The organism is Paenibacillus sp. FSL W7-1088, assembly GCF_037969855.1.
Taxonomy (GTDB): Bacteria; Bacillota; Bacilli; order Paenibacillales; family Paenibacillaceae; genus Paenibacillus.
On sequence record NZ_CP150216.1, the window covers coordinates 222,464 to 245,014 of the forward strand.

Sequence of the window (22,551 nt, forward strand, 5' to 3'; positions counted from 1 at the left end):
CGGATTCACTAAACAAGGAGGATAGAGGTGTTTCAGAAGGGCTTGCCAGCAAAGCTGCGCTTGAGTAAGTGGTGATACGTTCATTGAGATAAAAACAAAGCTGAGGCTATAATGCATATGTGAGAACAGATCAAGGTCATATTGAACGGGGGACGACAGTGGTGATTATGAAGTGGATTGATGAATTTCAAGCTTTCATTCGCAGCAAACCTAAGAAACTGGCCTTTAAAATACCATTTGCTTATTTTCTAATCATTTTGCTCACGGTTGTATTCAGTTACTGGGTACTAACCCAAATCTCTGCGAACTCGGCCCAGAAGAAAATCAATGAGACGTCCTTGCAAACGATTACCTCCATCCAGACCAATGTGGAGCTGATTATTGACAATGTAAATAACTATTCCAAAATGATTTTCTCAGATCACAATCTGCAAAACTTGTTAAGACAAGGCGATGTCTATGCCAATTTGCAAACTCAGGCCAAGGTCAGTACATACTTGTACAATTTGATGCAAGCGGTTCCAATGATTGATTCGGTATATATTTATGACAATTCGGGACATCGCTTTTCCGTCGGGACAGAGGAACTGCCTGCATTTCTGGAAGCGAATGTTGAAGAAACGTCATGGTATGAACAGGCTGTGCGCAACAAAGGAAAGTATGTGCTGATACGTAATGGAAGCGAGTCTGAATCCACCGATGCGGAAGATAAACCGTTTGTCTCCTTCATTCGGATGATTCGGGATATCGATAATACCTCCCCGCTTGGGATGCTGGTTATGAATATCAAAGGAGAATCCTTTGCGCAAGCGTACGCGAGCCTCATTAATCAGGATTCGTTTCAGATTGCCATCCTGGATGAGCACAATCAGATCATTGTCGATAACTCCACCGTCGATCCCGATAATACCTCTTTTCAGGACATCCTGGCTGCGCACCAAGAGGAGCTGGAGCAGCATTTTGAGCAGAGCGGCTCAGGGTCGCTTACGCTGGATAACGGATCACAGAAATATGCGGTCTCGTATCGATCGGATGGCAATGAGCATTGGAAGTTCATCAGTATGAATTCGTACGACACGGTCGATACCCGCAACAAATCCATTGTGTTACTGGCCCTGGTCATGCTAATCATGAACGGAACGGTGTTTTTTGTCAGCTCATTCATCATTTCGAACAGTATTATCAAGCCCATTCATAAACTTCTGCGATCCATGAACAAAGCACCGAGCGGCAACTTCAGAAAAGTGAATATGGAACTGAACAGTTATGAATTTAAACAGCTATTCAGAGGTTACAACCAAATGATTGAACAAATGGACCAGATGCTCAAACGCAAGTTGGAAGAACAGAAGACGATTCGAAGAGCTGAACTGAATACACTCCAGGCCCAGATCAAGCCGCATTTTTTGTATAACACACTGGATTCCATTACTTCGTTGGCACTGTCCGGGCGCAATCATCAGGTATGCGAGCTGCTGGAGGCGCTGGGCACGTATTATCGCATGAGTGTCAGCAAAGGCCGGGACGTGATCACCCTTGGGGAGGAAATCGAGATTGTAAGAAACTATATGACAATTCAGAAAACACGTTATCAGGATACGTTCGAGATGGAATTCCACGTGGATGAGGACTGCTTGCAGACGCCTATTCCCAAGCTTGTGCTGCAACCGTTGGCTGAAAATTCACTCTATCATGGTATTCGCCCCAAAGGATCAAAGGGCACCATCCGAATTCATGCGAGCAAAACAAAAGGCGGAGTCGAACTATCCATCTCCGATGATGGGATAGGCATGTCCGAGCATAAGATCGATCAGATTCTTCAAACGGAGCAGAACGGTGAAATCAGAAGCTTTGGCTTATGGGGGACGCTGGAACGCTTGCGAATGTTCTATGGAATAGAAGACGGCATCACGATCCACAGTGGAGCAGGACAAGGAACGACTATCTTGATCAAAATACCGAATGGAGCAGATGCGTCATGGAACAATTGAACGTGCTGATTGTAGACGATGAATATTTGATACGGAACTTGCTTCGTATGCGCATTAACTGGGAGGAGCAAGGCATGAGCATCATGGGCGAAGCCTCGAACGCGCAGGAAGCTCTGGATCTGGTGGACAAACAGCAGCCGGATATTATGTTTACGGATATTTATATGCCTAACATGGATGGGATTGAATTAAGCCGATTAATTCTGAAGAAGTACCCGGATATTAAAATCGTGGTCGTCACAGGGCATGACGAATTTGAATATGCACGCCAGAGCATCCAGATAGGCATCGTGGATTTTATATTAAAGCCTATTCGTGCTGCCGAGCTGCTTACAGTGACGGACAAGCTGAGGGCCATGATTGATGAGGAGCGAAAACGTGAACAGGAAATTCAGAGGCTCAGGGCAGATCTGGAACGTAATTTCCCTTACCTACGTGAAAAATTTATGCTGCAATGGTTGAATGGCGTACTCACCACGCAGGCAGAAATTCGAGAGAAGGCGGCCTATTTTAACATTCCGATGCTTCTGACGATCCGTGAAATCCAGATCGCCGTCATCGAAGTTTCAACTGCATCCGCCAAGGAGACGGAGGAGCAGTTGATTTTGCTCAGCATGGAGTGCAGCAACGAAATAGACTCATTTTATGAAAAAGAACCGGGTGTGGTGCATTTGATGGATACTCGAAACCGGATTGTGATCATCAGCTTCAATTCCGGTGTGGATTTTATTGAAGATGGCGAAGCGCTTATTCCCCTTCTTACCAATTCCTATCCCTGTGCCTTAAGCATAGGCATCGGACGCAAGCATGGCCATGTAGAGGAGGGCCCAGCAGCCTATCAGGAAGCCTGCCGCGCTCTGGAATACCAAGCCTTTGTCGGAAAAAATCAAGTGGTCTGTTTCGAGGATATCGTGGATAACCGGGAGCAGTCATATCGGTCGAACGCCGATCTTCTTCAGCGATTGCAATTTTATATTAGCGTTGGTTCTGCTGCGCGTGCGATTGAAGTGCTGCATCATATCTTTGATGTGTCCTTTTCGAGTGTGTCACAGTTTCGCCTTGCAGCTATGGACGTGATCACAGAATGCCAGCGAGCGGCAATGGAGCAGCAGATCGAGAGTGATCAGGTGTTGAATACCGAAGCACTGGTGTCCATTCTTACAGCCGACCATCTGCCGGAACTGATAACCCGATTGGAAGACTACGTTCAATATGTTTCCGAAACGGTATATTCCAAAAACCAGACCAAGGAAGACAACCTGATCGGTCAGGTCAAGATGTACCTGGAAGATCATATGAGCGATCCGAATATCGGCCTGGCGAATACCGCTGCGGCTTTCTTTGTCAGTCCAGGTCATTTGGGAAGGTTGATGAAGAAGGAAACGGGGAAAACCTTTGTCGAGTATCTTACGAATTTGCGTATGAAAAGGGCAGAGACCTTACTGAAACAGACCCAGTTGAAGGGGTATGAGATTGGCGAGCAGGTCGGCATCACGGACCCGCATTATTTTAGTGTTTTATTCAAAAAAAGCACAGGCAGGTCCATGAATGAGTACAGACAACGTAAATCGTGACCTGGAACATGTTTGAATTTTAAAAGCGAATGTGCGTTTTCTAAATGGAGATATTGGAAAGGACTCCCTAAAATAGTACGAGTAGAACAAAACCTGATTAGGGGAGGTCACAAGATGAAAGCGCTATTAAAAAGATCGCTGGGTATGGTGTTGGCGTTGGGTATTGCAGGCAGCCTGGTCGCCTGTTCTTCCGAGTCATCAGAGGGCAAAGGTTCAGGCGGTGATGGAAGCGTTACCTTGAAGCTGTGGGATCAGTCCGTAGGTAATACAGACCCCTCGGCGAAATTATTGCCGCAAATCATCGAGAAATGGAACAATGAACATCCTGACATCCAGATTGTACGGACAGGCACGACGGGCGAGCAGTACAAAACCAAAATCAAAACATCCATTGCAGCAGGCGAGGCGCCTGATTTGTTTTACGGTATGGGTGGGGGAAGTTTTATGGAGCCTTATATCCAGTCAGGAAACGTGCTGGAAATCACCAAGTATATTACGGATGACCTGAAAAAACGTATGGCTCCAGGCATGGCAGAGGCGATTGAAAAGGATGGGAAAATCTACACCCTTCCGGTCTACACCCATATCGCAAACCTGTATGTGAATACTGAGCTGTTCGAGCAGGCTGGAGCCAAGCTGCCGACCACCTATACGGATTTGCTTGATGCGGTAGAGAAGTTGAAGGCCGCTGGAATTACCCCGGCGCTGATGGGGGAAAAGGATCGCTGGCCGGGCATGTACTGGTATGACATCATTGCGATGCGTCAGGCAGGGAATGAAGCGGTCATTGAAGCATTTAAAGATCCGGCAAAATGGAATTCGCCCGACTTTGTCGCAGCGGCAACCAAAATGCAGGAGCTGGCCAAAGCAGGGGCATTTAACAGCAGCATGTTCAGCATGGGTTATGATGAAATGCTGGGTGCATTCAACGCAGGTAATGGAGCCATGATGTTCCAGGCCAACTGGGTGAATGCAGGAATCGAAGATCCGTCCTCGGCCACCAAGGGCAAGGTGAAGGTCATTCCCTTCCCAGTATTTGAAGACGGCAAAGGGAATAATACGGAAATATTCGGCGGAGCCGTGGATGGCTTCTATATTAGCAATAACACTCAGCATCCCGATGAAGCGGTTGAATTCCTCAAGTATCTGAGTGAGCAGCTCGGCACACAAGGTTATCTGGCAGGCGCAGGACTTCCGAGCTGGAACACGGACGATCTGGACACATCCGGATTATCCACGCTTGACCAATCCAGTGCGGAAATTATGAAAACAGCGACTTCATTTATTGCATGGTGGGACAACATTCTGCCCGCTGAATCCGCTGAAGCACACAAAAACCTGATTGCACAGCTTCTGGCAGGCGACGTTACTCCAGAGGAGTTCTGCGAACAGATGGCTCAGCTTAAACCAACGGAACTGAGTCTCTGATTCATGCACATACCCAAACAAGCTGTAGTCAGGGGTGATCCTTGGCTGCAGCTTGGAGAGGAGAACGAGAATGAACGCTGTATTTTCCAATAAAACCACGATTGCGATCTTTGTTTTACCTACAGTTGTGCTGTTCTGCGCCATTGTGCTCATCCCGATTTTTGTCTCCAGTTATTATAGTCTGCTGGATTGGAATGGCATAGGCAAAGGGGTATTTATCGGACTGGATAATTATGTTGAGATGTTTAAAGACCCGCGCGTATTGAATTCGATCAAAAATTCCCTGCTGTTCGCTGGTGCATCGGTGTTCATTCAATTGCCGATCTCACTGCTGCTGGCACTTGTGCTGGCGTCAAGTGTGAAGGGAGAAGGGTTTTATCGCACAGTCTACTTCATACCGGTTCTGATCTCAACCGTTGTGATTGCACAGTTATGGTCCAAAATCTATAACGCAGACTACGGCCTTCTGAACGCTTTGCTGGAGAGTGTAGGGCTGTCCCACCTGGCTCAGGATTGGCTTGGACAGAAGAATACGGCCCTCGCCGCCTCGTTTGTACCTACGCTGTGGCAGTATGTCGGGTATCACATGCTGCTGATGTATGCAGGGGCCAAGTCGATCTCGCAGGATATTGTGGAGGCGGCCAAGATGGACGGGGCTTCCCGTCTACGGACAGCCTTTTCCATTACGATTCCACTGATGAGGCCTATTCTCAAAGTTTGTCTTATTTTTTCGGTTATCGGAGCGTTTAAGGTGTTCGATCTGATCTATGTCCTGACGGGCGGCGGCCCGCTGTTTACGACGGAAGTGCCAAGCACGTTAATGTATTCAACGATTTTTAGTACGTACAGGTATGGCTACGGTAGTGCGATGTCCGTCTTTATCATTCTGGAATGTCTGATCTGTACAGTCTTGATTAATAAATGGTTCAAAACCGACTAGGGGGTGAGGAAACTGAGTACAGTTGAAGTGGTGTTGTCGTCCCCAAAACCCAAACCGGTGGGTAAACTATTGTTGCATCTGTTTTTGATTATCGTAGCTGTCATACAGATGTATCCGCTCGTCTGGCTTGCTTTTTTCTCCCTCAAAGATAATAGCGAGATATTTAGCGGCGATGTTGCAGCCTTTCCGAAATCCTTTCTCTGGAGCAATTATACCAAGGCGTTGTCAGATGGCCATGTGTTGAGTTATTTTTTCAACAGTGTGCTGGTAACGGTCATCTCCATTATTCTTGTATTAATTCTCGCCTCTATGACGGGATACGCCATTACGAGGATGAACTGGAAATGGAGCGGCTTCACGATGAATCTGATCCTTCTGGGCATGATGGTTCCCATTCACGCCGCACTCCTTCCCTTGTTCATCATATTGAAGAATTTAGGATTGCTGAACACCTATTGGTCGTTGATCATTCCTTACGTTGCTTTTGGCATCCCGATGGCCGTGTTTATTTTGGGCAGCTTTTTCAAAGGGGTTCCACGCGAGCTGGAGGAAGCAGCGGTCATCGATGGCTGCGGCATATACAGAACCTTTTTCTCCATCATCATGCCGCTTGTTCGTCCTGCGGTGTCCACGGTAGCGATCTTTACCTTTCTCGCCTGCTGGAACGAGCTGATGTTTGCGGTCACGTTTATTAATAACGAGGCGTATCAGACGCTGACGGTGGGCATGATGTCTATGGTGGGCACGTACATTACACAATGGGGCATTATTGGTGCGGGGCTGATGATTACGACTTTGCCAACCATTATTATTTATTTGCTGCTGAACAAACAGGTACAGAAAAGCATGATCGCCGGCGCAATCAAGGGCTAATCACGAGATAAAACGCAAAGGACGGCATAAGGAATGTTGACTTGGCGTTATTGAAAAGGGCTGTCCTCTGTCAGTAACGACGAGGGGCGGCCTTTTTTGTACGAATGAACGCTGTCTGATTTGACTAGCTTACATGCTATAATCATTGGAAATGGGATAGAATGTTGGGGGGATGTAATGAGAATTGTATTTAAACGAATGGGTTATGGTGCCTTGGCTTTATTGGGTATCTTGCTTTTGTTCATAACGATTAGTTTCACGAATCATACAATTAAATTAAAGAAAGAAGCGGCTATACTGTCACCCCCAGGTGTAATGGTTGATGTTAATAATCACCCAATGCATGTCTATACAGAAGGTTCCGGAGAACATACCCTGGTCTTTATGTCAGGTGGGGGCACATCTTCTCCTGTATTGGATTTCAAGGCGCTCTATTCCAGATTGTCGGATCAATACAAGATTGCTGTTGTTGAGAAGGCAGGCTACGGTTTCAGTGCAACGGCAAAGGTCCCCCGTGATATCGATACGATGTTGGAAGAAACCAGAGCAGCTCTGACGTTAGCGGGAGAATCACCGCCCTATGTGTTGTTTCCGCATTCCATGTCGGGTATAGAAGCACTATATTGGGCACAAATGTATCCAAACGAAGTTGAGGCTATTATTGGTCTTGATCCTGCTATTCCAGAAGTTTATGAAGAGTATCCTCTACCTTCAGTTGGTATGATGAGCCTTACAGGCTTAGGAGCTCGTGTCGGAATTACTCGTTTTTTCCCTGCCATCGTTAACTCGTCCGCCGCGATTGAAGAGAAGCGGTTGTCCTCCCAAGAGGAGGAAATCTATAGGGCATTATTTTATAAAAAAACGCAGACACTGAACATGAATGAAGAAGTTAAAATGATTAGGAATAATGCAGCACAAGTTTTAGAACGAGGTATTCCAGATGTGCCCATGTATTTTTTTATATCGAGTGGAGAAGAATTACCTTTCGAGAACTGGAGTGATTACTTAGTAAACTACGTTGAGTTTGTGAAGAATGGGCGCTATCTTTTATTACATAACGGTCATTACGTTCATGATGCTGATCCCGATCTAATTGCAGAGGAAAGTATCAAATTTATAGAAGAACTGTGAATAATGAAAAGTAAATCACTGATCTCGGAAGAGGTTTTAGTTAATGAGGCGACGCCATAGGCGATCGTCTTTTCTTTTATAATGTAAGGAGATTGTGTCACGCTTGGATTACTTCAGATTTATGGTTGCAGTGGCAGTAAATGAAACCTTCATCCCCATATTCATGTATTATAGTACATATGAACTGATCGAAGGAGGAACGAATGATGGGAATCTTATCGAGGTTTAGGGACGTGATGAAAGCGAATATGAACCATGTGCTGGCTCGGGCGCAAGATCCGGAGAAGACGGTGAATGAATATATGCGGAGCTTGAGCAGTGATCTGGGTCAGGTGAAGGCCGAGACGGCTGCGGTTCTCTCGGATGAGAGCCGGGCGAAGAGGGCTTTGGACGAATGCAATGCAGAGATTAAGAAATTACAGCGGTATGCAGAGAAATCTGCGGAGTCTGGTGATGAAGACAAGGCACGTGGTTTTCTGGAAAAGAAGGCAGCGCAGACTGTGAAACGGAATGAATTACAAGCTGCCTATGATCGGGCTTCGGCCAAAGCCAAAATGATGAAGCATATGCACGAGAAGCTGGTTGCGGATATGGGGCAATTGGAAGCTCGGCATGCGGATCTGAAGGGCAGGATGGCGGCTGCAAATAGGCAGCAACAGGCCAATGAACGGAACGCTTCGGCTGCCAATGCGAATGCTGCTTTGAAGGCGATGGAAGACAAGGCAAATCAGGCACTTAACGAAGCTGAAGCTTTGGCTGAACTTCGTGCTGGGGCGCAGGAAGATGATCTGGATGTGCTCATTGCGCAGTTGGAGCAGCAAATGAATGCCGAAGCGGGTAATAATGCACAGGTGACGCCAAGTCCAGAGGAAGAGCTTGCAGCAATTCAGAAGAAATTGGAAGATAAATAACGATTATATAAGGTAAAACATTTCGTTAAACATTGAGGTGAGCAAATGCCGGTAATCGAGTACAAGTGTCCTAACTGCGGCAGTGGAATGCTTTTTGACAGTGCAACTGGAGCGTTATCCTGCCCCAGCTGCGGACGACAGGATAATATCGAACAGATCCCCGATCCGCTGAAGAAACAGGTATTCACGGAGAATGAGGTCAAGGAGTATCACTGTAACAGCTGCGGCGCGGATATTGTGACTGAGCCGGAGACAAGTGCAACGACATGCAGCTTCTGTGGAGCGGCCGTTGTTCTGAGTGATCGACTGACGGGAGATCTGGCACCGGCCATGGTCTTACCCTTTTCGATCAGTAAGGATGAGGCCCAGCAGGCGTTCAAAAAGTGGTGCAGAAACGGCTTGCTGACTCCTAGCGGCTTCATGACAGCTGACCGGGTCAAGAGCATTACCGGGATTTACGTGCCCTTCTGGTTATATGAGTTACATAACAAAATCGAAGTTCATGGCCGTGGCACAAAAATCAGAACCTACACGCAGGGTGATTATCATTATACGGAAACACAGCATTTTGATATTTACCGGAGAATCCGGCTGAATTATGTGAATCTGCCCATCGATGCTTCGGAGAAAATGAAAGATGAACTGATGGATAAGCTGGAGCCATTTCCGTATAACCAGTTAAAGCTTTTCAAAACCCCGTATCTCGCCGGGTACATTGCGGAAAAATATAGTTATACCGATGAGGAACTGTACCCGCGCGCCAAGGAAAAAACGAGCTCTTATATCGATTCTTATATTGCATCAACCGTTTCAGGCTATAACAGTGTTAGTTACACGGACAAACAGATTGATACTACGTTAAAAAATGCAGACTATGTGCTGCTCCCGGTATGGATGGTTTACTATGACTACAATCGTTCGCAGTATACCTTTGCCATGAATGGTCAGACAGGTAAAGTGGTGGGTAAACCGCCTATTAGCAAAGCTAAAGTTGCCGGATGGTTCGCAGGAATTTCAGCCGTTTCCTTGTTGTCATTGAAACTGGTCTCCTGGATGATGGGAGGTGGATTCCTGTGAGAAAAAGAAAACATCTGGCATGGATGGCAACACTCATTTTATTGGTGATTACTCTCGTTTCTCCATTGATTCCAATGTCAGTGGTATCGGCGGCAGACAGCAAAAACCTGATTTACGATGAAGCTAATCTGCTGAACGAGCAGGAGAAAAGTGAACTGAACGCATTGGCGAATGAATATGGGGCAGAGAGGCAGACGGATTTTGTTATTCTGACAACGAATAATACGGAGAATCAGGATGTACAGCTGCTGACCGAGGATTTCTATGATGAGCACGCTCTTGGGTATGATAAAGCGCATGGAAATGCGGTCATTCTGACGATGGACATGAATAATCGGGAAGTGTATTTGGCTGGATTCTATAAAGCCGAAGATTATCTGGACAGTGGAAGGCTGGATAAAATCAGAAACAAAATTACTCCCGATCTGACAGAGGGGAATTACAAGCTTGCTTTTGAAAAATATATTAATCTCTCCTACAAATATATGGGATATAAGCCGGGCGTGAATCCTGATAATATTCTCTTCAATATCTGGTTCCAACTTATTGCGTCAGTAGCGATTGGAGGTATTGCTGTTGGGGTAATGGCCTATCGTTCCGGTGGGCGAGTTACAGTCAACCGGGCGACTTATGAGGATTCAAGTACTTCCAGTGTAATCGATCGTCAGGATCGGTATATCCGTACAACGGTAACCAAACGCAAAATTGAGAAGAACAACAACAATGGTGGCGGAGGCGGCGGTGGCGGTGGTACCAGCCGAGGCGGTCATTCGCACAGTGGTAGTAGAGGATCTTTTTAGCAGGAAAAAGCAACAACATAGCTTATGTCATGATGATGCAAAATGTTTACTATAGAAGGGATGGGAACGTGTATGGGATTTTTCAAAAATCAATTTTCGAATGTGGTGGAATGGGAAGAGTTCAGAGATGATATGATTTTCTGGAAGTGGAGTAACCGTGAGATCAAGAAGGGAAGTAAACTGATTATCCGTTCGGGACAGGATGCGATCTTCCTGAATAACGGCAAGGTGGAAGGGATTTTTGAGGACGAAGGATCGTTTAATATCGATTCCGAGATCATTCCGTTTCTGTCTACCTTAAAAGGCTTCAAATTCGGATTCAACAGCGGCATGCGGGTCGAAGTGCTGTTTGTGAATACGAAGGAGTTTACGGTTCGGTGGGGTACGCAAAGCCCGGTATTGATTCCGACTCCTCAACTTCCAGGCGGGATGCCGATTCGTGCGAATGGTACGTTTAATTTTAAAGTGAGTGACTATGTGACATTGATCGATAAAATCGCGGGTATCAAGCAGAGTTATCTGGTCGAAGATGTCAAAATCCGGATTACGTCTGTGCTGGATCAGTTGCTAATGAAATGGATCAGCCGTGAGGGTAAGGACATGTTCAACCTGCAGGCGAATGCCTCGGATATTGCCAAAGGTATTCAGGAAGATCTGGATATGCAAATGATGGACATCGGGATCGGGATCACAGGCTTCCAGGTGATGAGCTTCAACTATCCGCAGGAGATCCAGGATATGATTACGAAGACGGCTTCACATGAAATGATCGGCAATTTGCAAAAATATCAGCAGGTCAGCATGACGGATGGCATCTCATCCGGTAAAGTTAAGGGTGGCGGCGCTGCTTCGGATATGGCGGGCATGATGATGGGCATGAACATGGCGAATGAAATGATGAAGAACATGAATCAGAACCAGAATAACCAGAACCAGAATTCGGATCAAAAGCCTGCGGGTAATCCAAACAGCGATGCAGGTGCATCTTCTTCGTCTGGAGACCATAAAAAGCCGAACTTCTGTCCGAACTGTGGCGCCAAGAATGAAGGGGCAAATTTCTGTCCAAACTGTGGTCAGAAGTTGGGTTAACCTATATCTAAATATTAGAAAGGCTTACTCTAAGGTCAAACGTTGGAGTAGGCCCTTTTTCTCATACAAAATTTTAAATGGGAGAAAACGGTTGACAACGGATCATAAATCATTTATCTTTAAATTAAGATATTTAATTTGAATATAAATTACACCAAGAAAAGCAAATATCTTAATTTCGATTTACGAGGAGAGATCCAAGATGATGATTCCAACATTGACCAGAATAAATGAACTTTCAAGAAAAGCCAAAGCCGCAGGGTTGACGGAGATGGAGAAAGCGGAACAAATTCGTCTGCGCCAGGAATACCTGCAAACCTTTCGCGGTTCGATCAACGATATTCTGCTGAATGTAACCATCTATGATCCGAACGGCGATGACGTCACTCCGGATAAACTGAAACAGGAACAGGCCCAACAAAATAATAACTGAATCAGTTCGGTATATTATCTTAATATTAAGATAATATACGACTATAAATATAAATAAAGCACCTATAAGACGATCTACAAATAACCCTTCCCATACAAAAATGATCTATAAACCTAGGAGGAAATGATGATGACAATTCAAACTGCAGGTATTCACCATATTACAGCTTTTGCGGGAGATCCGCAGGCTAATGTCGACTTTTATGCTGGTGTCTTGGGACTTCGGCTTGTGAAAAAAACAATCAACTTCGATGCACCAGACGTTTACCATCTGTACTTTGGGGATGAGAACGGAAGTCCAGGTACCATTATCACATTCTTCCCATCAGCCGGATCACCGCGAGGCAAAATTGGTGGCGGTCAGGTCGGCATCACCTCGTATGTGATTCCGCCTGGGACTATTGGCTTCTGGCAGGATCGGCTGGAACAGTATAACATTGAGGTAACAAAAACCAATCGTTTTAACGAAGAGCTGCTGCAGTTCGAAGACAGCGAGGGCTTGCGTCTTGAACTGGTTGAACGTGAAGAGGGCGCAGCCAGCACCTGGGTGCATGAAGGAATTCCCGCAGACAAAGCCATCAAAGGATTTGGAGGTGCCGTGCTGTTCAGCGTCAATCCGCAGAGAACGATGGATGCGCTGGACAAAATACTCGGATTCACCAAAGTAGATGAAAATGAGGAGTATGTACGATTCCGGTCCATCGGAGATATCGGTAATGTCGTGGATGTTCCTGTCACCCGGATGGCTTTGGGGGCAGGTGGAGCAGGGACGGTCCACCATATTGCGTGGCGTGCCAAAGATTTTGCAGAGCACGAGCAGTGGAGAGAAGCTGTACAACAGTACGGCTATCAGCCAACACCTGTTCGGGACCGTCAATATTTTAACGCAATCTATTTCAGAGAAGCGGGCGGAATCCTGTTCGAAATTGCTACCGATCCTCCTGGATTCGCGAAAGATGAGCCGGCGGAGTCGCTCGGACAGAAACTCATGTTGCCAGAGTGGTTTGAGCCATATCGCGCCCAAATTGAAGGCAATTTGCAGCCGATCCAAGTCAGAACGTTAGAGCCTTCGCATTCTATGATGGCACGTTAAACAAGAGGTAAGAACAAGTAATCTTTTTGAGATGAGTTCAACTAAAGGAGCATTGAAGGATGATGGAAAAAAAGGTTACCTGGCTGGAGCTGTTCTGTGATTTGCTCTTTGTAGCGGCAGTCTCCAAAGCGGGTCATGTCCTGCTGCATGCGGAGCACGGCGTGATTTCGTTTGAATATCTGATGAAATTTGTTTTGATTTTCATTCCTGTCTGGTGGGCATGGGTCGGTCAGACCCTATTCATTAATCGTTATGGTCAGGATATCTTCATCCATCGAGTCTTTCTTATCCTTCAACTCCTGTCCGTTCTGGTGATGACGGCGAGCCTCTCGGTTGATTTTGATCAATACTATCTCCCCTTCTTTGCGGGTTATATCGGTTCGAGAGCTTTGACAGCCATTCAATATTTTATGATTCATTATTCCAAAAGCGAACATCAACAGAAGGCCGCCCGTTATCTGGGCGTATGCTTCATCATCGGTATATTGATCTCAACAGGTTCCCTGTTCTTTGATTCGTGGCTGCGATATGCGGTTTTGTACGTGGGAATTGCCGTGGATATCATTCTTCCGCTCATCGGACGCAAAAATCTGGTGAAGGTGCCGATACACACGCATCATTTATTGGAACGTTTTGCTCTGTTTACGCTTATCCTGCTCGGTGAGTCGGTTGTCAGTATCATTGCCGTGCTGCAAATGGATCACTGGGATGTACGATCTGTTCTATTCTCGGCGTTTACATCCATATTTGTGATTGCGATATGGTGGCAGTATTTTGATAATGTTGAGAAAAAGGTTAGCAAAGAGATCCAGACCGCCGGGCAAGCGATCATCTACGGCCATCTGTTCATCTATATATCCATGAGCATGATTGCCGCTTCTATTCAACTTTTATACCTGAATGAACTCAATTATGGTTTCATGTTGGCCTTTGTATTTGGCTCGGTTCTGCTGTATTTTCTGTCCACCTCGCTGGTGTTCCACCGATACAGACATGCTCATCTGCGGCTACGTCCGCGTCACTTGGTGTTTATGCTGGGGATAATGGCCGCGTTTATCGTTGTGGATCTGATCTATCGGGTGCCTAATTATGCAATCGTGGGAGAGAACATGGTGTTCTTTCTTGTCTATGCCAAATTGACGACCTGATGCGTTGGTCGCACAAGCATAAAAGTCACGGACGAATGACGTTCGTGGCTTTTTTAGTTGGATAACTGTAAATATCATGTCTACTGTGAGAAAAAACGTTTAACCTGATTTATTTTCTACTATAGAATCTGTTAATATGAGACTAGATACAAGTGAATCTACCAGATTAACGAATAACTTTCTTTATAAAATGAACCAAGAAGAGTTACACGATAACGGAGAGGACAGAAAAAACCTGAAGAAGCGAAGCCAAAAGCTTTCTGAAAGAAAGCTACATCGGAAGCATACGCTTCACCTTTTAGCACCGGATTTCAACCTTTTAAAAAGGTATTAAGGAAATCTGGGGATAACAGTGATCGGAAGGTTGTTCTGTCATTGGAGTGACCCAAGTGTGAGATTCATAAATTCATTTTATACATAGTGATTCGTGGAGATGGAGATGACAATCAGGAGGGAAATCATTGAGCACACATCAAATCGGAGTTCCATTGGAAGGGTTTGCAGAGTTTAGCCGTACGGTTGCCGCTGAAGGCGCAGTGCTTTTGAAGAACGAAGGACGAGCTCTTCCGATTCAGAAAGACGAAAACGTTTCAGTATTTGGACGGATTCAAGTCAACTATTATCGCAGTGGTACAGGCTCAGGCGGCAGCGTTCATGTGGCGTATACAACCAATCTGCTAGATGGTCTGCGCAGCAAAAAAGGACTTACGGTCAATGAAGAATTGGCAGCTGTCTATGAAAAATGGATTGAGGAAAACCCGTTTGATGACGGTGGAAAAGTATGGGCGGCAGAGCCTTGGAACCAGAAAGAAATGCCTTTAACGGATGAAGTGGTATCTCAAGCCAGAAGTAAATCCAGCAAAGCAATCGTGGTGATTGGACGTACAGCAGGCGAAGATCAGGATAACGTCGATGCACCAGGCAGCTACCGGTTGACGGAAGATGAGAAAGCGATGCTGAAGCAGGTCACGAATCATTTTGAACAAACGATCGTTGTGTTGAATGTTTCGAATATCATGGACATGAGCTGGTTGAATGATGAAAGTTATGTTCATCCAATCCAAAGTGTCATTTACTCGTGGCATGGTGGTATGGAGGGTGGTAATGCGATCGCCGATGTACTGGCCGGAGACGTTACACCAAGTGGTAAATTGACCGATACGATTGCATATTCCATTGAAGATTATCCTTCCACAAGCAATTACGGGAATGAGTTTAAGAACCTTTATCAAGAAGATATCTACGTAGGCTATCGTTATTTCGAAACGTTTCGACCTGAAAAAGTACAATTTGAATTTGGATACGGCTTGTCCTATACCACGTTCACAACCAAGGCTGAAGACGCAAAATGGATCTCCCAAGACGGAGAAAACAGCATTAAGGTGAATGTAACCGTCACCAATACGGGCACAACCTATGCCGGTAAAGAAGTAGTACAGATCTATTATGAAGCTCCACAAGGTCAATTAGGGAAACCTGCGAAAGCTCTGGTGGCATTCGGCAAAACGAATCTGCTTCAGCCGGGTGAGTCTCAGCGCCTGACTGTGAGCTTCCCTGTAGATTCCATGGCTTCCTATGATGATGCTGGCGTAACAGGACATGCATCGGCGTATGTACTTGAGCCAGGAACATATCGTTTGTACGTGGGAACCAGTGTCAAAAATGTGGAGCATGTCAGCATTGATGGCCAAGATGGGTACGTCGTAGAAACGATTCAACTCGTGGAACAGCTCCAGGAGGCAATGGCACCGACTGAAGGCTTTACGAGAATGAAGCCGGGAGCGCGCAAAGATGATGGATCTTACGAGCTGATCTTTGCAGATGTACCGACGCGCCAAGTATCCATGGCTGAGCGAATTGAACAAAACTTGCCGCAAACGCTGGAGCAAACCGGCAATCAGGGTTACAAGCTGAGAGATGTGAAGGATGGCAAAGTCAGCCTGGAAGCATTTATCGCCCAATTGAGTGATCAGGACCTGGCAGCCATCGTGAGAGGTGAAGGCATGAGCAGCCCACTCGTTACATCGGGTACAGCTTCCGCATTTGGCGGTGTTAGTGACAGTCTGTTTAATTACGGAATCCCTGTTGCATGTACTGCAGATGGCCCATCCGGTATTCGTATGGATAGCGGGGAGAAGGCTACACAAGTTTCCATTGGAACTTTGCTTGCCGCAACATGGAATGCAGAACTCGTCGAAGAGCTGTATGTGATGGAAGGCGAGGAATTGCTGAGAAATCAGGTGGATGCACTGCTCGGGCCTGGATTGAATATTCGCCGGAGTCCGATGAACGGACGTAACTTTGAGTATTTCTCGGAAGATCCGCTGATTTCCGGTGTATTTGCTGCTGCATGTACAAAAGGAATCATGAAGGGTGGCTCTAATGCTACGCTGAAACATTTCGCCTGCAACAATCAGGAGAAACATCGCAGTAAAGTGGATGCTGTTGTATCTGAACGTGCCTTGCGTGAGATCTATCTGAAAGGGTTCGAAATTGCCGTAAAAGAAGGCGGTGCGAACTCGATCATGACCTCCTACAATCCGATTAATGGACATTGGGCAGCTTCGAACTATGATCTGAACACAACCATTCTTCGTGGAGAGTGGGGCTTCCAAGGTATCGTAATGACCGACTGGTGGGCTATTATGAATGATGGCGTTGAAGGTGGACCAGCAGATCGGAAAAACACCAACTGGATGGTTCGCGCTCAAAACGACCTGTACATGGTTGTACCTAACTATGGTGCAGAAATCAACGGCTGGGATGACAACACGATTGAATCTCTGGAAAATGGGACGTTGACACGTGGCGAGCTTCAGCGTTCAGCCATGAATATTTGTGAGTTCATCATGAATGCACCTGTCTTCTCCAGAAAACATGAGATTGTAGAGAATGTCGCTTCATTCCAAGCGAATGCTTCACTTTCCTCAGAGCAGGCACAAGTGCTGGCTGAGAATGCACAGGTCAAACCCGTTGTGGGCGAACCTGTCTACATGAAAGTAGACGAAGCAGGTCAATACCGGATTATTGTACAGATCATGTCTCCTGAGCCGGAACTGGCTCAAAGTGCATGTAATGTGATTCTCAATGATCAATTGATGACGACCATTCAAACCAATGGTACTGAAGGTAAATGGATCAGACAGAAACTTGTCAAAGTGGAGTTGGAAGCAGGCTTGTACGAATTGAAGCTGGACTTCACCAAACCAGGTCTGCAGATCGACTGGATCGAATTCAAACAAGTGTAACGCAAGATCGTCTGATCTGTTGTAACTGAACATGACGACTGTTATGATTGTGTTATGAGATCCGGAATTTCTGAACAATCTGGTCAGGAGTGTTGCGAAGGATGAGAAGGTATAATTTTTGGAGCCCCATTCTGTTGATTGCGGTTGCGCTGATTGTCAGAGGCCTGGTTACCAATCTGGGCGTTCTGTTCGGCATGTCGCATGATGCAGCAAGTAATATCGCAATTGTTGCCATGTTGATTGCTGCACTGATCATGTTTAATCGAATGACAAAAGCAAAGCGAAAATGAACTTATAATATTCGATATCGATCAAGAGAGAGGCACCCTTAGGGGTGTCTTTTTTGTGTATTGACGTTTCATTCATAACGTCTTAGACTGTTTATGAATAAAACAATAACATTTTTATGATAACAAAAATAACGAATGTGATTACTCCAATGGCTAACCCATCATTTTCCGAAAGGAGACCCATTCATGAAGGTTATGGCGGCATGGTTTGCAGGCAAGCATGAAAAGGCAATGGATGTGGTGAGCAGGGTGTGGGGACGGCAGAAGGGTTCGTGGATCGTTCCGCTGAGATTGATAGAGTCTTCGTGGAACAGGGACCGAATTGCAATCAGGAAGCTGACTTTCAACGACAGATGAACATAATTAAGGACCGCTGGAGATGCTGTGCTCTGTCGGTCCTTTATGGCATTTGACGGAAAGCGGACAGAGAACCGGCATGAGAGGAGAGGAATCCAGTAAATACAACCGATTGGGTGAAGGCAGCAGCACAGGTCGTGCCATCAGAACGTCAGCTGGAATGGCAGAAGATGGGGTTCTATGCATTTATTCATTTTACCATGAATACGTTCACAGATCAGGAGTGGGGAACGGGAGATGAAGATCCCGATATCTTTAGCCCTTCTCATCTGAGTGCCCGGCAATGGGTTCAGGTGTGCAAGTCTGCTGGTATGACCGGATTAATTCTCACATGCAAGCATCACGATGGGTTTTGTTTATGGCCAAGCCAGTACACGAATCATACGGTAGCCGCCAGCCCTTGGCGAAATGGTGCGGGTGATCTGGTAAAAGAGGTTGCTGATGCCTGCCTTGAAGGCGGGTTGAAGTTCGGTATCTATCTGTCTCCATGGGACCGTCATGAAGCATCCTACGGAGATTCGGAGCGATACAACGCATTTTTCAAAAATCAGCTGCGTGAACTGTTAACCCAATATGGTCCAATTTTCTGCGTGTGGTTCGATGGGGCTTGCGGAGAGGGGCCAAATGGGAAAAGGCAGGTCTACGATTGGGATTCCTATTATGCACTGATTCGGGAGTTGCAGCCAGAGGCTGTAATTTCGGTATGTGGGCCGGATGTTCGCTGGTGCGGCAATGAGGCAGGTCATACAAGGACTTCGGAATGGAGCGTCGTTCCTGCCTACTTGCAAGATAATGAGAAGATCCAGGAGCAATCCCAGCAGGTGGATGATGGTGAGTTTGCCAGCAGAATTAATACACAGGATGCCGATTTGGGGAGTCGGGAGGTGATCCGGCAGCATGAGGGCAAGCTCATCTGGTATCCCGCAGAAGTGAACACGTCCATCCGTCCGGGGTGGTTCTATCATGCAAGCGAGGACGATCACATCAAATCGCTGGAGGAACTGCTTGCCATCTATGATGGAGCGGTTGGGGGCAACGCCAATTTTCTACTGAACCTTCCACCAGATCGACGCGGCCTTATTCACGAACAGGATGTTGAGCGGCTGCAGCAGGTCGGGGACTTTTTACGCAGTACATATCGGCAAAGTCTGGCTGTTGGAGCGAGGATTCAGGCCTCGGACACCATGGATGAAGAACATGCGGCTACCCAGGTCTTGCTTGAGGAATCGGATACGTTCTGGTGCCCATCTGAAGGAACTGAACTGGCTTGGCTGGAGGTGGAGCTGTCGGAGGAAAAGCGGTTCGACCGAGTCGTTCTTATGGAACATATTCGTTCAGGTCAACGAATTGAGCAGTTTACGCTGGAGGCAAAAGGAGAGAGTGGTGATTGGCAGGAGCTGTATTCCGGCACGATTGTTGGTCATAAACGAATCTGTAGTTTCGAACCTTTTACCGCCAAAACCATTCGTCTGACCATTCATGAGTCCAGATGGTACCCAACGTTGTCCTGGCTGGGTATATATCTGAGCAAACAAGAGATGCATGAAGCGGCCGATCAAGCCGTAACATTTGTAGATAAGCCGATTTTGGATTCATCCCATGGAAAATAGAGTAGCAAACGATTATTGGCAATTGTATGATCTTATGGAAAAAGGTATACGTAAGGTAGAGCCACACACCAGCAGGAGAGGATGAGAGGATATGAAAGTAGGACTCAGCACATACAGTCTGCAACAGGCACTGGATGCCAAAGAATTGACTGTACCCGACGCCATCCGTTACATCGCCGAGCAGGGCGGAGAACATGTGGAGATTGTTCCGATCGGGTACAGCCTGATCGACCAGCCAGAATTAATTGACCAGATTCGAGAGACTGCACAAGACGTGGGAATTGATATTTCGAATTACGCAATAGGTGCCAACTTCGTTACAGGAGAAGGCCCGGATGCATTTGAAAATGAGATTGCTGCTGTCATGAAGCATGTGGATGTCGCTGCCGCACTTGGCGTTACGAGAATGCGCCATGATGTTGCGTTTCGTCCTGCACAGGAGGGCACTGTTGCCCAGTTTGAAGCGGACCTGCCTGTTCTGGTGAAGGCCTGTCAGCGAATTGCCGATTACGCAGCGAGTCACGGCATTACCACAAGTGTGGAGAATCATGGTTACTATGTGCAGTCCAGTGAGCGTGTCCGGCGGCTGGTGCATGAGACGGCACGTGAAAACTTCAGGACAACGCTGGATATCGGCAATTTCCTGTGTGTGGATGAAGACCCGGTTAGCGCTGTGAAAAACAACATTCCTTATGCATCCATGGTGCACGCCAAAGATTTCTATTGGAGACCATCCTACCGTAATCCTGGAGAGGGCTGGTTCCAGACCGCACATGGCAATTACCTGCGCGGAGCGATTGTGGGTCACGGGGATATCGACATGCCGGAAGTATTCCGTGTGCTGAAGCAGTCCGGTTATGACGGATATATCTCTGTCGAATTCGAAGGTATGGAAAATTGTAAAACAGCATCCAGAATTGCGATGGATAACGTCCGCCGCTTCTGGGAGGAAGCATAAGCAGCGACTTACTACTATATAAGTGGAATCAATTTTTATATGTAAGGCTGAAGTAACAGAGGGGAAGTTTGGAACTGTAGGAGCGGTAGCGCCCGCCTTTGTCTGCGGATTTCAACTGCTGAGAGCGGTTGATACAAGAAATCTGTAGACAACAGCGGCCGAAAGTCCAAACATTCACCGCAGTTACGTTAAGCCGATTATCATATGTTTTGAATTAACTGATATAACCATCATTCAACTTATTATGGAGGGGAAAATCCATGTCCAAACTTAAAATTGCCGTGATCGGTGCAGGATCCATTTCCGATTTTCATTTACAAGCGTATGATAGCAATCCCGAAGTTGAAATATACGCCATATGCGACCTGAATGAAGCACGTGCTCAGGAAGCGGCGAAAAAATATAACGCTACTCTAGTATTCACGGATTATAAAGAGCTTCTGGCATTGCCTGAAATCCATTCGGTCAGTATCTGTACCTGGAATGATACACATGCCGAGATCAGCATTGCTGCTCTGGATGCGGGTAAAAACGTACTTTGCGAGAAGCCGCTCTGTCAGACGGTAGAAGATGCGTTGGAGGTGGAGAAGGCTGTTCATCGCAGTGGAAAGCTGCTTCAAGTTGGCTTTGTACGCCGCTATAGTGACAATGCGCAGATCCTGAAGAAGTTCATTGATGAAGGCGAGCTGGGAGAGATCTATTATGCCAAGGCATCCTGTCTGCGGCGTTTGGGAAATCCGGGCGGCTGGTTTGCAGATGTGGAACGTTCTGGCGGCGGCCCGTTGATCGATATTGGCGTGCATATTATTGATATCTCTTGGTACCTGATGGGCAAACCGAAGGTGAAAACCGTGTCCGCGAATGTCTCCAATCGATTGGGTAACCGTGCTAATATCCGTAATCTGTCGTTCTACCAGGCAGCGGACTATGATGCGAACAAAAACACCGTAGAGGATATGGCGAATGCGTTGATTCGTTTCGAGAACGGGGCCAGCCTGCTGGTGGATGTAAGCTTCACACTGCACGCGAAGCAGGATGAAACTTCGGTCAGACTCTATGGCGATAAAGGTGGAGCTGAACTGGAACCGGAAATTTCACTGATTGGTGAGAAATTCGATACCATTTTGAACATGACGCCACAGGTGGATTTCAAATCCCTTGATTTCGCAGGTTCTTTCCGTAATGAAGTCAATCATTTTATCGACAGTACCCAAGGACGCAAAGAGACGCTAAGCCCCGTTGAGGATGGCGTTGAAATCATGAAAATCCTCTGTGCCATCTACGAGTCCGCACGAGAAGGACGAGAGATTTCACTGTAAATATGCTGTTGCGATCCGAAAATGGCAACGCCGCTCGAAGTAGTGAGGTCTAACAAGTCTATACTTGTTGAACCAACATTTCGCCAAAATGGAGTTAGAACCAATCTGAAGAATGCACTGCAATCGAAATGACTGGGCTTAATATGTCTTTCTTAGTTGAACGAAATATTTACACAATAACGGAGAGGGCAGAACGAATCTGAAGAAGCGGAGCGCTCTCCTTTATCCCCGGATTTTCCCCTTAGGAAAGGGAATCGAAAAAATCTGGGGATAACAGCGATC

19 protein-coding genes are annotated in these 22,551 nt (G+C 46.5%); all 19 read left to right on the top strand.

Annotation, left to right across the window (positions count from 1 at the left end):
* Positions 1-167: 167 nt before the first annotated feature.
* The 19 genes from MKY42_RS01065 to MKY42_RS01155 all read left to right on the top strand — a co-directional run bounded on the left by MKY42_RS01065 (position 168) and on the right by MKY42_RS01155 (position 22,269).
* On the top strand, positions 168-1,991 hold the full coding sequence (locus MKY42_RS01065; protein ID WP_090905147.1) for a sensor histidine kinase: 1,824 nt from the start codon (positions 168-170) through the stop codon (positions 1,989-1,991).
* Complete coding sequence (locus MKY42_RS01070) at positions 1,979-3,565, top strand: response regulator (protein ID WP_339848100.1); 1,587 nt, start codon at positions 1,979-1,981, stop codon at positions 3,563-3,565. Before MKY42_RS01065 ends, MKY42_RS01070 begins: the two co-directional genes overlap by 13 nt.
* Positions 3,566-3,679: 114 nt before the next feature.
* Entirely contained in the window at positions 3,680-4,993 is a 1,314-nt protein-coding gene (locus MKY42_RS01075) for an extracellular solute-binding protein (RefSeq protein ID WP_339848103.1), read from the top strand.
* A gap of 70 nt (positions 4,994-5,063) precedes the next feature.
* Positions 5,064-5,933, top strand: a complete 870-nt coding sequence (locus MKY42_RS01080) for a sugar ABC transporter permease (RefSeq protein ID WP_339848106.1) — start codon at positions 5,064-5,066, stop codon at positions 5,931-5,933.
* Positions 5,934-5,990: 57 nt separating this feature from the next.
* The gene (locus tag MKY42_RS01085; protein WP_111621294.1) at positions 5,991-6,806 is read left to right on the top strand and encodes a carbohydrate ABC transporter permease; all 816 of its coding nucleotides are present in this window, start codon (positions 5,991-5,993) and stop codon (positions 6,804-6,806) included.
* 177 nt (positions 6,807-6,983) lie between these two features.
* On the top strand, positions 6,984-7,937 hold the full coding sequence (locus tag MKY42_RS01090; RefSeq protein ID WP_090905041.1) for an alpha/beta hydrolase: 954 nt from the start codon (positions 6,984-6,986) through the stop codon (positions 7,935-7,937).
* Positions 7,938-8,143: 206 nt separating this feature from the next.
* Positions 8,144-8,848 carry a PspA/IM30 family protein gene (locus tag MKY42_RS01095; protein ID WP_339852655.1) on the top strand — a complete coding sequence of 235 codons (705 nt, stop codon included), beginning with the start codon at positions 8,144-8,146 and terminating at the stop codon, positions 8,846-8,848.
* Between the two features lie 45 nt (positions 8,849-8,893).
* Positions 8,894-9,925 (top strand): TFIIB-type zinc ribbon-containing protein, encoded by a 1,032-nt coding sequence (locus MKY42_RS01100; RefSeq protein WP_090905045.1) that lies wholly within the window; start codon positions 8,894-8,896, stop codon positions 9,923-9,925.
* Between the two features lie 74 nt (positions 9,926-9,999).
* Positions 10,000-10,725, top strand: a complete 726-nt coding sequence (locus tag MKY42_RS01105) for a TPM domain-containing protein (protein WP_339852658.1) — start codon at positions 10,000-10,002, stop codon at positions 10,723-10,725.
* Between the two features lie 72 nt (positions 10,726-10,797).
* Complete coding sequence (locus MKY42_RS01110; RefSeq protein ID WP_090905047.1) at positions 10,798-11,814, top strand: SPFH domain-containing protein; 1,017 nt, start codon at positions 10,798-10,800, stop codon at positions 11,812-11,814.
* Between the two features lie 205 nt (positions 11,815-12,019).
* Complete coding sequence (locus MKY42_RS01115; RefSeq protein WP_090905153.1) at positions 12,020-12,247, top strand: DUF896 domain-containing protein; 228 nt, start codon at positions 12,020-12,022, stop codon at positions 12,245-12,247.
* 129 nt (positions 12,248-12,376) lie between these two features.
* A complete protein-coding gene (locus tag MKY42_RS01120) occupies positions 12,377-13,339 on the top strand; it encodes a ring-cleaving dioxygenase (RefSeq protein WP_090905049.1) in 963 nt (320 codons plus the stop codon).
* Positions 13,340-13,398: 59 nt separating this feature from the next.
* Positions 13,399-14,487: a low temperature requirement protein A gene (locus tag MKY42_RS01125; RefSeq protein ID WP_339848111.1), complete on the top strand. Its 1,089-nt coding sequence runs from the start codon at positions 13,399-13,401 to the stop codon at positions 14,485-14,487.
* Positions 14,488-14,948: 461 nt separating this feature from the next.
* Positions 14,949-17,735, top strand: coding sequence for a glycoside hydrolase family 3 C-terminal domain-containing protein (locus tag MKY42_RS01130; RefSeq protein ID WP_339848113.1), 2,787 nt, complete (start codon positions 14,949-14,951; stop codon positions 17,733-17,735).
* 101 nt (positions 17,736-17,836) lie between these two features.
* Positions 17,837-18,025 carry a hypothetical protein gene (locus tag MKY42_RS01135; protein WP_024629467.1) on the top strand — a complete coding sequence of 63 codons (189 nt, stop codon included), beginning with the start codon at positions 17,837-17,839 and terminating at the stop codon, positions 18,023-18,025.
* 186 nt (positions 18,026-18,211) lie between these two features.
* A complete protein-coding gene (locus MKY42_RS01140; RefSeq protein ID WP_179262160.1) occupies positions 18,212-18,382 on the top strand; it encodes a hypothetical protein in 171 nt (56 codons plus the stop codon).
* 170 nt (positions 18,383-18,552) lie between these two features.
* Positions 18,553-19,992 (top strand): alpha-L-fucosidase, encoded by a 1,440-nt coding sequence (locus MKY42_RS01145; protein ID WP_339852662.1) that lies wholly within the window; start codon positions 18,553-18,555, stop codon positions 19,990-19,992.
* A 91-nt stretch (positions 19,993-20,083) separates the two neighbouring features.
* A complete protein-coding gene (locus tag MKY42_RS01150; RefSeq protein WP_179262158.1) occupies positions 20,084-20,950 on the top strand; it encodes a sugar phosphate isomerase/epimerase in 867 nt (288 codons plus the stop codon).
* 260 nt (positions 20,951-21,210) lie between these two features.
* Positions 21,211-22,269, top strand: coding sequence for a Gfo/Idh/MocA family oxidoreductase (locus MKY42_RS01155; RefSeq protein WP_339848118.1), 1,059 nt, complete (start codon positions 21,211-21,213; stop codon positions 22,267-22,269).
* Positions 22,270-22,551 lie beyond the last annotated feature (282 nt).

What these genes read in the sequence shown, in the direction of transcription:
- MKY42_RS01100 (WP_090905045.1), top strand. Translation starts at nt 8,894, where the DNA reads ATGCCGGTAATCGAGTACAAGTGTCCTAACTGCGGCAGTGGAATGCTT.
- MKY42_RS01065 (WP_090905147.1), top strand. Translation starts at nt 168, where the DNA reads ATGAAGTGGATTGATGAATTTCAAGCTTTCATTCGCAGCAAACCTAAG.
- MKY42_RS01090 (WP_090905041.1), top strand. Translation starts at nt 6,984, where the DNA reads ATGAGAATTGTATTTAAACGAATGGGTTATGGTGCCTTGGCTTTATTG.
- MKY42_RS01070 (WP_339848100.1), top strand. Translation starts at nt 1,979, where the DNA reads ATGGAACAATTGAACGTGCTGATTGTAGACGATGAATATTTGATACGG.
- MKY42_RS01115 (WP_090905153.1), top strand. Translation starts at nt 12,020, where the DNA reads ATGATTCCAACATTGACCAGAATAAATGAACTTTCAAGAAAAGCCAAA.
- MKY42_RS01150 (WP_179262158.1), top strand. Translation starts at nt 20,084, where the DNA reads ATGAAAGTAGGACTCAGCACATACAGTCTGCAACAGGCACTGGATGCC.
- MKY42_RS01145 (WP_339852662.1), top strand. Translation starts at nt 18,553, where the DNA reads ATGGGGTTCTATGCATTTATTCATTTTACCATGAATACGTTCACAGAT.
- MKY42_RS01140 (WP_179262160.1), top strand. Translation starts at nt 18,212, where the DNA reads ATGAAGGTTATGGCGGCATGGTTTGCAGGCAAGCATGAAAAGGCAATG.
- MKY42_RS01125 (WP_339848111.1), top strand. Translation starts at nt 13,399, where the DNA reads ATGATGGAAAAAAAGGTTACCTGGCTGGAGCTGTTCTGTGATTTGCTC.
- MKY42_RS01095 (WP_339852655.1), top strand. Translation starts at nt 8,144, where the DNA reads ATGGGAATCTTATCGAGGTTTAGGGACGTGATGAAAGCGAATATGAAC.
- MKY42_RS01120 (WP_090905049.1), top strand. Translation starts at nt 12,377, where the DNA reads ATGACAATTCAAACTGCAGGTATTCACCATATTACAGCTTTTGCGGGA.
- MKY42_RS01155 (WP_339848118.1), top strand. Translation starts at nt 21,211, where the DNA reads ATGTCCAAACTTAAAATTGCCGTGATCGGTGCAGGATCCATTTCCGAT.
- MKY42_RS01135 (WP_024629467.1), top strand. Translation starts at nt 17,837, where the DNA reads ATGAGAAGGTATAATTTTTGGAGCCCCATTCTGTTGATTGCGGTTGCG.
- MKY42_RS01105 (WP_339852658.1), top strand. Translation starts at nt 10,000, where the DNA reads ATGTCAGTGGTATCGGCGGCAGACAGCAAAAACCTGATTTACGATGAA.
- MKY42_RS01080 (WP_339848106.1), top strand. Translation starts at nt 5,064, where the DNA reads ATGAACGCTGTATTTTCCAATAAAACCACGATTGCGATCTTTGTTTTA.
- MKY42_RS01110 (WP_090905047.1), top strand. Translation starts at nt 10,798, where the DNA reads ATGGGATTTTTCAAAAATCAATTTTCGAATGTGGTGGAATGGGAAGAG.
- MKY42_RS01075 (WP_339848103.1), top strand. Translation starts at nt 3,680, where the DNA reads ATGAAAGCGCTATTAAAAAGATCGCTGGGTATGGTGTTGGCGTTGGGT.